We start from the raw sequence: 15,888 nt of genomic DNA, 5'->3' as shown, positions 1-15,888 counted from the left end.
ATGGATATTTTAAAAACATAAGCCCTAAACTTTTTTAAATCTCATCACTTGTAAAGGTAATGAAACTTTTCTTTTTATAAGGACGAATAATCAAACGCCCTTCTCGATCAAATCGAATATAATTATATACCCAATTTAAGAAAACAACTGCTTTATTTTTAAAACCAATTAATGAAAATAAATGAACAAACATCCAAACAAACCAAGCAAAAACCCCATTAAAATGATATTTTGGCAAATCTACAACCGCTAAATTTCTACCAATAGTTGCCATAGATCCTTTATCATCATAAACAAAAGCTTTGAGTGATTTATTTTCTTCTATATTTACAAGATTTTCCGCTAATAAACAACCTTGTTGTATAGCTGGTTGAGCCATCATAGGATGTCCTTGTGGATATTGTTCATCTTCCATTGAAGCAATATCTCCTATTGCAAAAATATTTTTAAATCCTTTTACTTGATTAAACTCATTTACTCTAATACGTTCTACTCTTTCCACAACTGATTCTTCAGGCAAACCATGTATACATGCTCCTTGAACTCCTGCTGTCCAAATAACAGTTGCAGCATCTAAAACAAGATCTGTATTAGTCGTAATGGTTCGCCCGTCGTAATTTGTTACACGCACATTTTTCCAAATTTTAACTCCTAATTGTTTTAAAAACTTTTCAGAAGCAACCGAAGATTTCTCTGTCATTGTATTCAAAATTCGATCACCACTTTGTATCAAATGAATTTGCATTTTCTGAATATCTAAATCTGGATAGTCTTTTTGAAAAATTACTTTTTTCATTTCTGCTAATGCCCCCGCTAACTCGACTCCTGTTGGCCCTCCTCCTACTAAAACAAAATTCATTAAAGCATTTCTTTCTATTTCATCCTTTGTTAGAACAGCTTCTTCAAAATTCTCTAAAATTAAACTACGAATATTGAGCGACTGTGGAATCGTTTTCATAGACATTGAATTACGTTCAATTTCTTTATTACCAAAATAATTAGTTTTAGATCCAGTAGCTATAACTAAATAATCATAATATATATCTCCTATTTCTGATAAAACTTTTTGAGTATTAGTATCTATTTCTTTTACTGTAGTTAATCTAAAATAAAAATCAGGACAGCCTTGTATTACTTTACGAATAGGATAAGCTATAGAACCAGCCTCCAATCCTCCCGTAGCTACTTGATATAACAAAGGTTGAAAAGTATGATGATTATGTTTATCAATTAATACAACCTGAAAATTTTTATCTCTTAGTTTTCTGGCTAAAGCAATACCGGCAAAACCACCACCTATTATAACAACTCTCTTCTTAGAACTTTGTGGAATATTCATTAGTTAAAGGACTTGACATTTTAAAGTTTTAAAATTAAGAAATATCTAAGTAAATTTTTATGTTTTTTAATCCTTTCGTCTAAATTCTAAACATTTTTTATTTTCTTTCACACTCTAAATTTATATTTACTTACACTTTAACAACTATTTAAAGCTTTCTAATTTTATATTCTGTAAAGTATGTAATATTTTAGCCTTTTGAAAAAAATATATTTTGAGAGTACTAAAAAAATAAAAGTTGATCCTATAGTTATAAAAGAAAAACTACTTTCTTGGACCGAAAACTTCCGAGAAGTAGCTTATTTAAATAGTAACGATTATCCTCAACAATATAGTTCTTATGATTTAGTTGTAGCTGTAGATGCTTTTACTTCACTAAAAACGGATTATATTAATGCTTTTGATGATTTAAAACAATATCAACAACAAACTAATGATTGGCTATTTGGCTATTTATCTTATGATCTAAAAAATGATATCGAATTTCTAGATTCTAAAAACTATGATGAATTAAACTTTCCTGATTTATTTTTTTCCAACCTAAAAAACTCTTTTTCTTAAAAGGCAATGAATTAGAAATTGCTTATTTAAATGTGTGCGATGATGAGATTGATTTTGATCTGGAAGAAATATTAAAAAGCCCTCAAACTAAAATCAAAAGTCAAAAATCCAATATAACAATACAGCAACGTATTTCTAAAGAAAATTATATTCATAAGGTTAATCAAATGTTAGAACACATTCACCGAGGTGATATATATGAAGCTAACTTTTGCATGGAATTTTACGCTAAAAATAGTACTATTTTTCCTTTTGAAATCTTCAAAGAGTTAAACAAAATATCAGTCCCCCCTTTTGCTTGTTTTTTAAAAAACCACACACATTATCTACTTTCTGCTTCGCCAGAACGCTATTTAAGAAAAGAAGGTAAAAAAATTATAAGCCAACCTATTAAGGGTACTTCTAAGCGATTTGATGATTGTATTTTAGATCAAAATTCAAGAACAGAATTAGAGCAAAATCCAAAAGAACGATCTGAAAACATCATGATAGTTGATTTAGTTCGAAATGATTTAGCACATACAGCAGTAAAAGGTTCTGTACAAGTAGAAGAATTATGTGAAATTTATTCTTTTAAACAAGTACATCAAATGATCTCGACCATTATTGCAGAAGTAAAAAACACGACTAACCCTATTGATATTATCAAATCTACTTTTCCTATGGGAAGTATGACAGGGGCTCCTAAAATTTCAGCTATGCAAATTATAGAAGAATTAGAAGAAACAAAACGAGGTCTATATAGTGGGGCTGTAGGCTATTTTACACCTACTGGAAATTTTGACTTTAATGTAGTCATTCGCAGCATCTTATACAATTCTAATAATCAATATCTTTCTTTTTCAGTTGGTAGTGCCATTACTTCATTATCTAATCCTCATCAAGAATATGAAGAATGCTTATTAAAAGCTAAAGCAATGCGTGAAGTGCTAAGCTGAACATTTAAGAATTGATTCTATTTTTAAAGAAAAAATTAAAATTTTATCTTTAATTCATATATATTTTACTATTCTTTAATTAAGTTATACATCATGTTACTACCTTCTCTCCAATATCTCTTTCTAAGAGATTTAGATAAATTAAAAACTGAAATAGAATCTTATTCTGATGAAACTAAACTTTGGAAAATAGATAAAAACATTAGTAACTCTGCGGGGAATTTATGTTTACACCTAATAGGTAATTTAAATACTTATATTGGTCGTACTTTAGGGAATACAAATTATATACGCGAAAGAGATTTAGAGTTTTCAAAAAAAAACATTCCTAAAGAAGAACTTCTACACGCTATTGAAACAACTAAAAAAATGATTCAAAGTACGTTAAACAAATTAGATGAAACGGATTTAGAAAAAACATATCCTATGGAAATGAATTACCCTATAAAAACCACTTATCACCTTCTGATTCATTTAACAATTCACCTAAGTTATCATATAGGACAAATAAATTTCCATCGCAGACTACTTGATTCATAATAAGAAAATTAATGAAAAATAAAATAGTATGTAAATTAACAATTTCATCGTTTTTAAAATTTATTTCAAACTAACAGATTAACAAAATAATCATTTTAAATAAACAAAATGCTAATACAATTACGTAATCATATTAATCAGCACCTTTCTTTTTAAATGGCAAAAAATTACTACTAGCCATCAGCGGAGGTATTGATAGCATTGTTTTATTAAATCTATTCGCAAAGTTAGACTTTCATATAGCTATTGCACATTGTAATTTTCAACTAAGAGGTGATGAAAGTAATCAAGATGAAAAATTTGTTCAGATTGAAAGTAAAAAACTAAAAGTTAGAAGTTTTATAAGAAAATTTAAAACTCAAGAATATGCTAATGATAATAAACTGTCTATTCAACAAGCAGCCCGTGAATTACGCTATAACTGGTTTGATGAATTAACAAAAACAGAAGGTTTTGATTATTTATTAACAGCTCATCACTTAGATGACTCATTAGAAACATTTTTAATTAATTTTACACGAGGCACAGGTATTGAAGGATTAACTGGAATTCCAGAAGTAAATAAGAACATCATACGTCCTCTACTAATTTTTTCTCGTGAAGAGATTACGAACTATGCACTCATAAATGCTATTAATTGGAGAGAGGATTCAACAAATGCTTCTGATAAATACTTTAGAAATAAGATTAGACATCAAGTAGTTCCTATCTTAAAAGAGTTAAATATTAACTTCTTAAGCTCATTTCAAAACACATTAAAAAATTTACAACAAACGGAATCACTCGCACAAGACTCAATTCATAACGAGTTAAATAAAATAATTATTAAAAAGAAAATGAAATTTATTTTGACATTTTAAAAATACAGTCCTTGTCTAATTATAAAGCCTATTTATATGAATGGCTTAAATCTTACGGTTTCCATGATTGGAATGCTATTTACGATTTAATAGAAAATCAGTCTGGTAAACAAATTTTTTCAGAAAAATATCGACTAGTAAAAAATCGCAACAACCTTATTCTTACTACAAAATTAAATAACGTTTCTACTGAATTTCTTATTTCTGATGAAATTGATTTCATTGAAAATCCAATAAAATTGCATTTTTGTAACTCAGGTTACAATATGACACCTACTAAATCTTCTATTTTTGTAGATAAGGAAACGTTAAAATTTCCTTTAAAACTTAGAAAATGGCAAGAAGGTGATTATTTTTATCCTTCTGGAATGAAAGGTAAAAAAAGATAAGTAAATACTTTAAAGATGAAAAGTTCTCTTTAATTGAAAAAGAAGATACTTGGCTTTTACTTTCAGAGGATAAAATTATTTGGATCATCAATCATAGAGTAGATAATCGTTTTATTGCCCATTCAAACTCAAAAAACATATTAAACATAATTTTTACAGAATGAAAAAATTAATAGCCTTTTTATTTTTTATAAGCTCTTTAGGAGTTTATGCCCAAATACTAAATCCAGTAAGTTGGAAAACAAGTGTACAAAAAAAATCAGATACAGAATTCACTATCACCTTTGATGCAAAAATACAACCTGAATGGCATCTTTTTCACAATTCACACCTGATGGAGGATCTTTACCTACTGTTTTTACTTTTAAAAATGCAAAGGGAAATTATCAACTAGTAGGTAAAACTACTGAAAGTATCTACAAAAAAGTATATAGTGAGGTATTTGAGGTAGACGAATACTTATTTGAAAACAAAGCACAATTTAAGCAAACAATAAAACTTACAAACCCTAAAGTCACTAGTATAAAAGTATATGTTGAGTACCAAGTATGTAAAGAAGCTTGTATTCAACAAGATAAAACTTTTGATATACAATTACCACTAACAGGTACAAAAGAAGAATCTACAAAAGACCTAGTAACTATGAAAGATAGTACTACTAAAGTAATAGCTGTACCTCTAATTACAAAAGAAAACCAACCTGCTAATATTAGTACAAATAATGCCCCTATTACGCAAGTCAAAATTGAAGATGCAGATAAAAGTCTTTGGAAAATTTTCTTATTGGCCTTTTTAGGAGGATTTGCCGCTTTACTTATGCCCTGCATTTTTCCAATGATTCCTATGACTGTAAGCTTTTTCACAAAACAAAGTAAAACTAGAGCAGAAGGTATTAAAAATGCTATCCTATACGGATTATCTATTATTATTATTTATGTAATTCTTGGTTCATTAATAACTGGTGCTTTTGGAGCTGAAGCTTTAAATGAATTATCAACAAGTGTCTGGTTTAATTTAATATTCTTTGGTTTATTAATTGTATTTGCATTATCCTTTCTAGGCGCTTTTGAAATTGTTTTACCAAGTTCTTGGGCAACAAAATTAGACTCTCAAGCTGATAGAGGAGGAATATTAGGAATTGTTTTTATGGCTTTGGCTCTTGCAGTAGTATCATTTTCCTGTACAGGTCCAATTGTGGGAACATTATTGGTAGAATCTGCTACAAAAGGAGGAATTGCTCCTATCATTGGGATGTTTGGTTTTTCATTAGCTATTGCCCTTCCATTTATGCTTTTTGCTATGTTTCCTGGATGGTTAAATACCTTACCTAAATCAGGTGGATGGTTAAATACAATAAAAGTTTCATTAGGATTCTTAGAATTAGCTTTTGCTTTTAAATTCTTATCTAATGCAGATCTAGTTTTACAAAAACATTTATTAGAAAGAGAATTATTCATAGCTATTTGGATTGGTATTTTTGGAGCATGGGCATTCTATTTATTTGGAAAATATATGTTACCTCATGATTATGAAAAAGCAGATAAAATTGGAATTGGAAGGCTAATAATGGCCATCATTGTTACTTCATTTACTTTCTACATGATTCCTGGATTGTGGGGAGCCCCTCTTAAAATATTAAGTGGATTAACCCCTCCATTAAATTATGCAGAAAGTACAAATGGAATAGGTTCTTCCTCTTCATTAAAATCAGATTTACCAGAACATGCACATTATGGAGCACATAATATTATTACTTTTGATGATTACACAATAGGTTTAGCATATGCTAAACAAGTTAACAAACCTGTTTTATTAGATTTCACGGGAGATGCTTGTGCTAATTGTAGAAAAATGGAGGATAATGTTTGGTCTAATCCAGAGGTATTATCTATCTTAAAAGAAAAAGTAGTCGTAATATCTCTAATATGTGATCGAAAAATTGAATTACCAAAAGATCAACAATACGTTTCAAAAACAACTGGAAAAGAAATAATAACAATTGGTAATAAATGGAGTGATTTTCAAATTACTAGATATAAAAGTAATTCGCAACCTCTTTATGTAGTTTTAGATGCAGATGGAAACGACTTATCTAAACCTATTGGTTTTACAAGTCTTGATGAATACAAAACTTGGTTAGAAACTGGAATTAATAATTTTAAAAAATAATCTATGAATCCCCAATTAATTGAAAATCATTTAAAGGAGTACTTAAGTTCGCTCCATATTTTAAGTGAAGAGGAAATTAATTGGGGGATTTCTTTTTGAAATTTTACCTCTGAAAAAATCAGATTTTTTTATAAAACAAGGTCATTTTTCTCTTCAATTAGGATTCATCATCAAAGGAATGGTAAAAGCATATTCAGTAGATACTAAAGGTAAAGAAAATATTTATTGTTTTGGAATAGAAAATGATTTTATAACAGTATTAAATAGTTTCCAAAACAGAACAGTTTCTACAAAAAATATACAAGCCTTAGAAGATACTCTATTATTAACTATTACACTACAAAATTTAAATCTTCTTCTACAAAAAAGTACTAATTGGGAAAAGCTAACCCATTATATAATTCAAAAAGAATACTTAGAAAAAGAACGCTTCTTGCAACTTTTCCACCATCAGTCAGCAAATTTAAGATTTAATAATTTAATGCAATTTTATCCTTTTTACTTACACGAGCAAAAATAGAAGATATTGCTTCCTTTATAGGTGTTACCACTCGTACTCTAAATAGAGCCAAACAACATTTTTATCAAAAGGAATAAATAATAAGACAAATGTCTTTTTTTAGCACACTTCCATTATTTATTTTCGCCTTATAAAATTTATCACCCTTATTCTAAATCTTTAAATTAAAGAATACTAAAAATTTATATGATGAAAAAAATAGCAAATGAAGTATTTCATATTCCTTTACTGCCTAGAAATAGTGTAAACTGCTATATAATAGAAGGTATATTAATAGATGCAGGTATCAGAAGCTCGTTTTCTAAAATTAAAAAAGCCATTCAAGAAGTACCTGTTCATGCACATGCAATAACACATGCTCATCCAGATCATCAAGGGGCTTCAAAATTAATTTGTCAAAACTTCAATCTTCCTTTATATTGTCATAATCAAGAAGTTGAAAGAGCTGAGTCAGGATTTGCAACAAAAGATTATCCATATCCTAAAAATTTAATTTCTTTATTTCAACAAAAATTTTGGGCAGGAAAAGGTATGAAAGTAACTAAGACTCTTAAAGAAGGGGATTTTTTAGGAGATTTTAAAGTAATCGAAACACCTGGACATTCAGATGGTCATATTGCTTTTTTTAGAGAAAAAGATGGTGTTTTAATTGCCGGGGATATAGCAACCAATATGAATTTGATGACTACTAAAAAGGGATTGCATCTCCCTCCTAGCCTGTTTACATCAAAACCTAAAGAAAATTTTAATTCTCTAATAAAAATTGCAGAGCTTAGTCCTCGTATTTTATGTTTTGGTCATGGCTCTGTACTCTATAATAAAGATAAAGAATTTGAAAATTTTGTATCAAAAGAATTAAAAAAACATTTTTAAGAAATCAATAGTAAAGGCAATGTATTTTACTTTTTATCCATTGCCTTATCATTTTTTGCCATCCGTATAATATTAAATTTTGCTTTAAACCCTGTAGCTAATCCCCATTTATCTCCCATAATAATTTTAGATTGATTATCAGTAAATAAAAATTCACCTGTATTAGGAGTAAAAGCTCCTTCATTTAGAGCTTCAATTTCTATATGATTAATACCTTCTGCAAGATAAATTATTATCTTTTTCTAAATCCTTCTAATTCTAAATAACCCGCCACAATTTTACCATCTACCCAAACTCTAATTTGATCTGCATCCACTTCTCCAAAATCACGATAATTTAATGTTATAGTTTCTGAATCTATAGTAAAATCTCCAAAATATTGATGCTTTCTAAATTCTTTGGGATCTAAAACGCCTTCTTTAATATCAGTTCTTAACTTATTATTCATTTTTTCAGCATATTGCTTTCCTAGATCTAGATCGCTCCCTCCTCCTGTCATCTGCATTTCTTTATTTATTGTAGGGGGATCGTATTTTTTAGGTGGCACTTTGAATAATTTAGGTTCAAAAGGTTTATTCAAAGAATATTGAGGAGCCATTTCCTCTTGCCCTTTATTCTTATTAGGCTCAGGAATATCTATCCGTGGAATTTTTAACGAAGGTAATCTTTTACCATCATGTTGAGCCTGTAACTTGAAACATAAAAATATTAATATTATAAAAGTTTGATATCGCATCATAATGTTATGGTAAAAATTATTCCTTTTTATTTTAATTTAAAAAGCTACTTCTTAAAGTATTTTCTTATTTTTTTAAGCTTTCTTTTTAAGGCATACGCTTAGCTTCCTCCCAGAAAACATCCATTTCAGATAATGTCATATCTGACAGTTTTTTTCCTAGTATCTCTGCTTTTTGCTCTAAATATATAAAACGCTTAATAAATTTCTTATTAGTTCTCTCTAATGCGTCTTCTGGATTAATATTTAAAAAACGGGCATAATTAATCATTGAAAAAACAACATCTCCAAACTCTGCTTCTATTTTATCTTGGTCTCCTCTTTCTATTTCTATTTGTAATTCTTGTAGTTCTTCTTGTACCTTATTCCATACTTGATTTGTTTCTTCCCAATCAAAACCAACTGCTTTTACTTTATCTTGTATACGACTGGCTTTTACCATAGCTGGTAACGATTTAGGAACTCCTTCTAAAACAGATTTTTTTCCTTCTTTTAATTTAAGTTTTTCCCAATTTTGTTTTACTTCCTCTTCATTTGTTATTTCTAAGTTTCCATAAATATGAGGATGACGGTGAATTAGTTTATCACAGATGGAATTAGCAACATCAGCTATATCAAAATGTTCTTTTTCGCTTCCTATTTTTGAATAAAAAACAATATGAAGTAGTAAATCACCTAGTTCTTTTTAATTTCATTTAAATCGTTATCTAATATAGCATCTCCTAATTCATATGTTTCTTCTATAGTTAAATGACGTAAACTTTCTAATGTTTGCTTTTTATCCCATGGACATTTTTCACGGAGTTCGTCCATTATATCTAATAGACGATTAAAAGCTTCTAATTGTTGCGAACGCGTATTCATATTGTTTTTGATACTGGAAATTTGGTTTACTAAATAACAAAAAATCCTGCATTTGTTAATCAAATACAGGACTTATATTTTTGTTAAAATTCGAACTATTCTTCTGACTTAGCCTTTTTTGTTGCTCTTGGTTTTTTAGGCTTTTCTTCTTTTTCTCCAGCCGTTTCTTCTTTTTTAGCTTTAGTTGCTCTAGTTTTCTTAGGTTTTTCTTCAGCTACTTCTTCTTTTTTAACTTCTTCTGCCTTAACTTCTTCTGCTAAAACTATCAATCCTTTAGCCTGTAATATGTTATACCAATTTAATATTTTTTTAACATCTGAAGCATATACTCTATCTTGATCATAATCTGGTAAAACTTCACTTAAATAAGCTAACAATGCTGTTTTATCATCTTTCAAACGAGGAGCTACACCACCATTTTCTTTTTTAGCGATAGCATTCATTACTTCTGCTAATGGTTTTTCTTCTGAGTAAGTATATACTGAAATTTCAGACAATAAACTTACATTACTTTGCATACCCACTGTAACTTTTTTACCATCAACTAATGATTCTGCTACAAAACCAGTTCTTGTTTGCATTTTTAAAGCATATAAACCTGGCTTTCCTGAAATGGCTAATATTCTTTCTAAATTCATTTTGTTAAATTATTTTTATTGCTCCTCTATTAGCAGAGGAATTATATTACTTTTATTTCATTTTTGCAAAACGCATACGGTAATCAGGACGAGCCTTCCCTTCCATAATATTTTGCAATTTCTTTTTAATTAAGGTTTTTTTAGGGTTGAAATTTTATCTGTAAATAAAACTCCTTCTATGTGATCATACTCATGCTGAATTACACGTGCAATTAATCCGTCATATACTTCTGTTTTCTTTTGAAAATTTTCATCAAAATATTCTACAGTTATTTGTTCATGTCTATAAACATCTTCACGAACATCTGGAATACTTAGACAACCTTCATTAAAAGCCCATTCTTCACCTTCTTCTTTTAATATTTTGGCATTAATAAAAGTTTTTTTGAACCCTTTTAATTGTGTTGCTTCTTCTTTTGATAAGTTTTCAGTATCACTAAATGGTTCAGTATCTACAATAAATAAACGGATAGCTAAACCCACCTGTGGAGCTGCTAAGCCTACACCATGTGCCTTGTACATCGTTTCGTACATATTAGCAATTACTTCTTTCAAATTAGGATAATCCTCTGAAATATTTTCACCTACTTTTCGTAACACAGGATCTCCGTAACCTACAATTGGATATATCATTCTTCTATTTTTTCAAAATAAATTGAGGGTGCAAAAGTACAAATAGTTTTAAATATTTAATTTTAAAATTTCATTTGTTTTTTGGCGAATTTCTTTAGTCATTTGAGGATTTTCATTTAAATCTTGACCATAAGAAGGTATCATTTCTTTTAATTTTGCCTGCCAAAGTGTAGTTTGCATTTTTTCAGGAAAACATTTTTCAAGTAATTCAATCATGATTGAAGTAGCTGTAGATGCGCCTGGGGAAGCTCCTAATAATACAGATAAAGATCCATCGGCAGCTGCTACAACTTCTGTACCAAATTCTAATACTCCATTTCCATTTTTATCTTTTTTTATTACTTGTACACGTTGTCCTGCAGTTTCTAATACCCAATCTTCTTTTTTCGCAGATGGAACATATTCTTTAAGAGCTTTCATTCTATCATTAGTTGATTGAAAAACTTGCTCTATTAAATATTTTGTTAAAGGTATATTTTTAATTCCTGCTTGTAACATTGGCTTTATATTATCCATCTCTATAGACGAAATCAAATCAAAATAGGAACCATTTTTTAAAAACTTTGTTGAAAAACCTGCATAAGGACCAAATAATAATTCTTTTTACCATTTATTACTCGTGTATCAATATGAGGCACTGACATTGGGGGCCCCTACTGAAGCCTTACCATATACTTTTACAGCGTGTTTTTTAATTACTTCTTCATTCGTACACTTTAACCATTGCCCACTTACTGGAAATCCTCCATATCCTTCTCCTTCCGGAATATTAGCTTTTTCTAATAACAACAATGATCCTCCTCCTGCACCAATAAATACAAACGGTGTATAAATTCTTTTTTTCTCACCAGAGGTTAAATCTGTAATTTTCAAACGCCATTTCCCATCTTCTTTTTTGCGCAATTTTTTAACCTCATGGTTAAAATGCAAGCTGACTCCCTCTAAACTTTCTAAATATTTAAAAATACTTCTTGTTAAAGCACCAAAATTAACATCAGTACCATATTTCATTGTAGTACATGCAATATCTTTATTAGACTTACGCCCTTCCATTATTAATGGAGCCCATTGCTTTATAACTTCTGGATCTTCTGTGTATTCCATTTCTTTAAATAGCTCATATTGTTGTAAGGCTTCAAAACGTTTACGTAAATAGGAAACATTTTCCTTGCCCCACACAAAACTCAAATGAGGAACAGATTTAATAAAAGACTCTGGATTACCAAGTAGTCCTTTTTCAACTAAATAGGCCCATAACTGTCTAGAGATTTCAAAAGCTTCTGAAATTTTGACTGCTTTCTTTACATCTACAGTACCGTTTTCTAATTCTGGAGTATAATTAAGTTCACAAAAGGCGGCATGCCCTGTTCCTGCATTATTCCAAGCATCAGAGCTTTCGGCTGCTGCTACGTCCAAACGTTCAAAAATTTGAATCTTAATATCAGGTTGTAATTCTTTTAATAACAAACCTAAAGTAGCGCTCATAATTCCAGCGCCAATTAACACTACATCTGTTTCTTGATTTTGAGTTGTTGTTGCCATTCTAGTAAATTGTGATGCAAAGATACATCGTAAAAGTATTATTTTTTACAATTTTTTAGGTAACGAATTAATTTTACAAAAATTGTAACAAATGTTAAAACATTTTTCTAGTCAAATAATCTCTAAGCATAATAGTTGCTGAAATTTCATCTATTAAGGCTTTATTTTGACGTTGTTTCTTTTTTAGCCCACTATCAATCATAGTCTGAAAAGCTATTTTAGATGTAAAACGTTCATCTACTCGAACTACTTTCATTTCAGGAAATTGATCATGAAATTTCTGAACAAAAGCTTCCACTAGTGGTGCACTTTCTGAAGGCTGTCCATTCATTTGCTTAGGATCACCAATTAAGACTTTTGCAACTTTTTCTTTTTCAAAATAAGCTTTCAAAAAATCTATAACTTCGCCAGAAGCTACTGTCGTAAGCCCAGAAGCGATAATTTGAAAATCATCTGTTACTGCAATACCTGTACGTTTTAATCCGTAATCTATCGCTAAAATTCTTGACATGAATTAAAAATTTCAACAAAAATAGACAAAACTTTGATTTTAGCTTTGATTCAAAACATTTATCTTTGCGTAAAATTAAAATCAAATGCAAAATTTACAGAATATAATAGAAAAAGCTTGGGAAGATCGTTCTTTATTACAGGAAGAAGCTACACAAGAAGCCATTAGGGAGGTAGTAAATTTACTGGATGCAGGAACACTACGAGTAGCAGAACCAATTTCTAGTGGGTGGCAAGTAAACGAATGGGTAAAAAAAGCAGTTGTAATGTATTTCCCTATTCAAAAAATGGAAACTTTTGAGGTAGGTATTTTCGAATACCATGATAAAATGCCTTTAAAAAGAATTATGCTGAAAAAGGAATTCGTGTGGTTCCAAATGCTGTAGCAAGACATGGTGCTTACATTTCTTCTGGTGTAATTATGATGCCTTCATATGTAAACATTGGAGCATACGTAGATGCTGGTACAATGGTAGATACATGGGCTACTGTAGGAAGTTGTGCTCAAATAGGAAAAGATGTTCATCTTAGCGGGGGTGTAGGCATTGGAGGTGTATTAGAACCTTTACAAGCTGCTCCTGTAATTATTGAAGATGGAGCTTTTATTGGATCTCGCTGCATTGTTGTAGAAGGGGTTAGAGTAGAAAAAGAAGCTGTATTAGGAGCTAATGTTTGCCTTACTGCATCAACTAAAATCATAGATGTAACAGGACCAGAACCTGTAGAATACAAAGGTATAGTACCAGCCAGAAGTGTCGTGATTCCTGGTAGTTATGCTAAAAAATTTGAAGCAGGTGAATACCAAGTTCCTTGTGCTTTGATTATTGGCAAACGCAAAGCATCTACTGATCTAAAAACGTCTTTAAATGATGCTTTAAGAGAATACAATGTAGCGGTATAATTCTTTAATGATCAAAAAATCAATAAATGAAAATAGGATACGAAGCTAAACGCGTATTTCATAATAAAACAGGTTTAGGAAATTATAGCAGGGATTCGATTAGAATCCTTGCTAGTTTTTTTCAGAAAATGAGTATTATCTCTATAATCCTAAAAAAGCAAATACTAATTTATTCTTTTTTAAGAGAGATAACATAAAAGAAAGACTTCCTTCTTCTAATTTTTATAGAAAATTTTACAATTTATGGAGACAATTTGGTATTTTATCTGATCTCAAAAGAGATCAAATAGACTTGTTTCATGGTCTTTCTGGCGAACTACCAAGGGGACTTGAAAAAAAGGGGATAAAAAGTATTGTAACAATACATGACTTAATTTTTGTACGATATCCTGAACTATACTCTTTTTTTGACCGAAAAATTCATTTTTATAAGTTTAAAAAAGCAGCTCAACAAGCTGATATAATCATTGCTATAAGTGAGCAAACAAAACAAGATATCATCAATTTTTTAAATATTCCTGCATCTAAAATAAAAGTTATATACCAAGGATGCCAAAATGTTTTTAAGAAAAATTACACTGATGAAGTTCAAGATAAAGTTATAAAAAAGTTTAATCTTCCAAAACAATTTGTCTTAAATGTAGGAACTTTAGAAACAAGAAAAAATGCACTAAACATTGTAAAAGCTATAAAAGACATTAATACTCATTTAGTTTTAGTAGGAAGAGAAACTCCTTACACACAACAAATCCATGAATATATAAAAAATCACCAAATTCAAAATAAAGTTAGTTTTCTTAAAAATGTTAGTAATGAGGAATTAGCTATTCTTTATCAAAAAGCTAGTGTTTTTGTATATCCGTCTATCTTTGAAGGATTTGGAATCCCTATAATTGAAGCTCTTTTTTCAAAAACTCCTGTTATAACTACGAATTCAGGTGTTTTTCCTGAAGCCGGAGGACCTGATAGCTTATATATCAATCCTAATAGCGTACAAGAAATAAAGGAAAAAATAGAATGGATACTTAATAATCCAAATGAAGCTGAGGTTATATCTAAAAAGGGATTTGAATACGCACAACAATTTACTGATGAAGTAATTGCGAAGAATTTAATGAATTGCTATCGATCCTTATTTTGATGTAAATCGTATAATTTTGCATATTTTAAAAAGCTTCCAAAAGCGGAGAACATACTCCAAACAAAACCTTCGTAACCATTTAAAATATTGCGTTGAATAAAATAAACTCTAATAAATTCAAAAGGAAATTTTATAAAAGGTTTCAATAATGAAGCCTTTTTCCCTTTTTCAAAAAAGAGCTCACCACTCAATAAAGAATATTTTATTTGTTTTTGTATAGCTGTAGATAGATCAAAAACAGTATAATGCAACATTTCATTAGACAAAACACCTAATGCTCCTTCTACTTTTATTACTTCATGTACTTTATCTGCGGTAAAACATCCATTATTTTTATCAAACAATCTCAAAATTGGCTTTTTATTCTCATTTCCGTGTCTGAAAATTTTATTTAAAAAAACATGTGTTCTAGGAATTAAAAATCCTTTTTTTGAAGTTTTTTCTAAATCTATTTTCTTTATTTCCTCTATTAATGAGTCTGAAAGCACTTCATCTGCATCTAATGACAAAACCCATCTATTAGTAGTCTGTTCTAGCGCAAATTGTTTTTGTATACCAAAATTTTCAAACTTATTATAAATCACTTTAACCCCGTATTTTTCACAAATAGAAACCGTACGATCAGAACTTCCTGAATCTATGACAATTACTTCATTAACCCAATCTAGCTTTTCTAAGCATTTAGCGATTATTTTTTCTTCGTTAAAAGTTATAATAAAAACTGAAATATTCAT

The 15,888-nt window shown here is 29.5% G+C and carries 11 protein-coding genes and 6 pseudogenes; 9 read left to right on the top strand and 8 right to left on the bottom strand.

The features are described from left to right. Positions 1-34 precede the first annotated feature (34 nt). The gene (locus JJC03_RS11095) at positions 35-1,339 is read right to left on the bottom strand and encodes an NAD(P)/FAD-dependent oxidoreductase (RefSeq protein ID WP_088398749.1); all 1,305 of its coding nucleotides are present in this window, start codon (positions 1,337-1,339) and stop codon (positions 35-37) included. Between the two features lie 207 nt (positions 1,340-1,546). Here JJC03_RS11095 and JJC03_RS11090 point away from each other — a divergent pair. The 7 genes and pseudogenes from JJC03_RS11090 (at position 1,547) to JJC03_RS11065 (ending at position 8,189) form a co-directional block, all read left to right on the top strand. After that, a pseudogene (locus JJC03_RS11090) lies at positions 1,547-2,838 on the top strand (anthranilate synthase component I family protein). 93 nt (positions 2,839-2,931) lie between these two features. After that, entirely contained in the window at positions 2,932-3,378 is a 447-nt protein-coding gene (locus JJC03_RS11085; RefSeq protein ID WP_088398751.1) for a DinB family protein, read from the top strand. 179 nt (positions 3,379-3,557) lie between these two features. Continuing rightward, positions 3,558-4,238 (top strand): tRNA lysidine(34) synthetase TilS, encoded by a 681-nt coding sequence (tilS, locus tag JJC03_RS18845; protein ID WP_309597800.1) that lies wholly within the window; start codon positions 3,558-3,560, stop codon positions 4,236-4,238. An 11-nt stretch (positions 4,239-4,249) separates the two neighbouring features. Beyond that, positions 4,250-4,627 (top strand): tRNA lysidine(34) synthetase TilS C-terminal domain-containing protein, encoded by a 378-nt coding sequence (locus JJC03_RS18840; protein ID WP_309597645.1) that lies wholly within the window; start codon positions 4,250-4,252, stop codon positions 4,625-4,627. 160 nt (positions 4,628-4,787) lie between these two features. Beyond that, a pseudogene (locus tag JJC03_RS11075) lies at positions 4,788-6,796 on the top strand (protein-disulfide reductase DsbD family protein). Between the two features lie 64 nt (positions 6,797-6,860). Further along, on the top strand, positions 6,861-7,316 hold the full coding sequence (locus JJC03_RS11070; RefSeq protein ID WP_235873334.1) for a Crp/Fnr family transcriptional regulator: 456 nt from the start codon (positions 6,861-6,863) through the stop codon (positions 7,314-7,316). Positions 7,317-7,502: 186 nt separating this feature from the next. Beyond that, on the top strand, positions 7,503-8,189 hold the full coding sequence (locus tag JJC03_RS11065; protein WP_088398755.1) for an MBL fold metallo-hydrolase: 687 nt from the start codon (positions 7,503-7,505) through the stop codon (positions 8,187-8,189). A gap of 232 nt (positions 8,190-8,421) precedes the next feature. On the opposite strand, the gene JJC03_RS11060 is transcribed toward JJC03_RS11065, so the two are convergent. The 6 genes and pseudogenes from JJC03_RS11060 to ruvX form a co-directional block, all read right to left on the bottom strand. After that, complete coding sequence (locus JJC03_RS11060; RefSeq protein WP_235873333.1) at positions 8,422-8,928, bottom strand: hypothetical protein; 507 nt, start codon at positions 8,926-8,928, stop codon at positions 8,422-8,424. 85 nt (positions 8,929-9,013) lie between these two features. Beyond that, positions 9,014-9,789: pseudogene (gene mazG / locus JJC03_RS11055) on the bottom strand (nucleoside triphosphate pyrophosphohydrolase). A 95-nt stretch (positions 9,790-9,884) separates the two neighbouring features. Further along, positions 9,885-10,427 carry a DUF5606 family protein gene (locus JJC03_RS11050; protein WP_088398758.1) on the bottom strand — a complete coding sequence of 181 codons (543 nt, stop codon included), beginning with the start codon at positions 10,425-10,427 and terminating at the stop codon, positions 9,885-9,887. A 52-nt stretch (positions 10,428-10,479) separates the two neighbouring features. Continuing rightward, positions 10,480-11,060 (bottom strand): annotated as a pseudogene (gene def, locus JJC03_RS11045) (peptide deformylase). A gap of 48 nt (positions 11,061-11,108) precedes the next feature. Then, positions 11,109-12,602: pseudogene (locus JJC03_RS11040) on the bottom strand (malate:quinone oxidoreductase). Between the two features lie 94 nt (positions 12,603-12,696). Continuing rightward, positions 12,697-13,113, bottom strand: coding sequence for a Holliday junction resolvase RuvX (ruvX, locus tag JJC03_RS11035; protein WP_235873332.1), 417 nt, complete (start codon positions 13,111-13,113; stop codon positions 12,697-12,699). Positions 13,114-13,198: 85 nt separating this feature from the next. On the opposite strand from ruvX, the pseudogene JJC03_RS11030 reads away from it, so the two are divergent. Beyond that, positions 13,199-14,013 (top strand): annotated as a pseudogene (locus JJC03_RS11030) (2,3,4,5-tetrahydropyridine-2,6-dicarboxylate N-succinyltransferase). A gap of 193 nt (positions 14,014-14,206) precedes the next feature. Next, on the top strand, positions 14,207-15,154 hold the full coding sequence (locus JJC03_RS11025; RefSeq protein ID WP_445297854.1) for a glycosyltransferase family 4 protein: 948 nt from the start codon (positions 14,207-14,209) through the stop codon (positions 15,152-15,154). On the opposite strand, the gene JJC03_RS11020 is transcribed toward JJC03_RS11025, so the two are convergent. After that, a complete protein-coding gene (locus JJC03_RS11020) occupies positions 15,136-15,888 on the bottom strand; it encodes a glycosyltransferase family 2 protein (RefSeq protein ID WP_088398764.1) in 753 nt (250 codons plus the stop codon). The two genes, JJC03_RS11025 and JJC03_RS11020, sit on opposite strands and share 19 nt — an antisense overlap.

The sequence above is a fragment of the Flavobacterium oreochromis genome, assembly GCF_019565455.1.
In the GTDB taxonomy this organism is placed as follows: domain Bacteria; phylum Bacteroidota; class Bacteroidia; order Flavobacteriales; family Flavobacteriaceae; genus Flavobacterium; species Flavobacterium oreochromis.
The sequence above is the reverse complement of the archived record's forward strand: the minus strand, read 5'-3'. Positions and strand labels throughout refer to the sequence as shown.

Bases quoted from the DNA above. Each gene is read 5' to 3' on its own strand.
- JJC03_RS11085 (WP_088398751.1), top strand. From the start codon at position 2,932: ATGTTACTACCTTCTCTCCAATATCTCTTTCTAAGAGATTTAGATAAA.
- JJC03_RS11065 (WP_088398755.1), top strand. From the start codon at position 7,503: ATGATGAAAAAAATAGCAAATGAAGTATTTCATATTCCTTTACTGCCT.
- JJC03_RS11050 (WP_088398758.1), bottom strand. From the start codon at position 10,427: ATGAATTTAGAAAGAATATTAGCCATTTCAGGAAAGCCAGGTTTATAT.
- JJC03_RS11060 (WP_235873333.1), bottom strand. From the start codon at position 8,928: ATGATGCGATATCAAACTTTTATAATATTAATATTTTTATGTTTCAAG.
- ruvX (WP_235873332.1), bottom strand. From the start codon at position 13,113: ATGTCAAGAATTTTAGCGATAGATTACGGATTAAAACGTACAGGTATT.
- JJC03_RS11095 (WP_088398749.1), bottom strand. From the start codon at position 1,339: ATGAATATTCCACAAAGTTCTAAGAAGAGAGTTGTTATAATAGGTGGT.
- JJC03_RS11020 (WP_088398764.1), bottom strand. From the start codon at position 15,888: ATGAATATTTCAGTTTTTATTATAACTTTTAACGAAGAAAAAATAATC.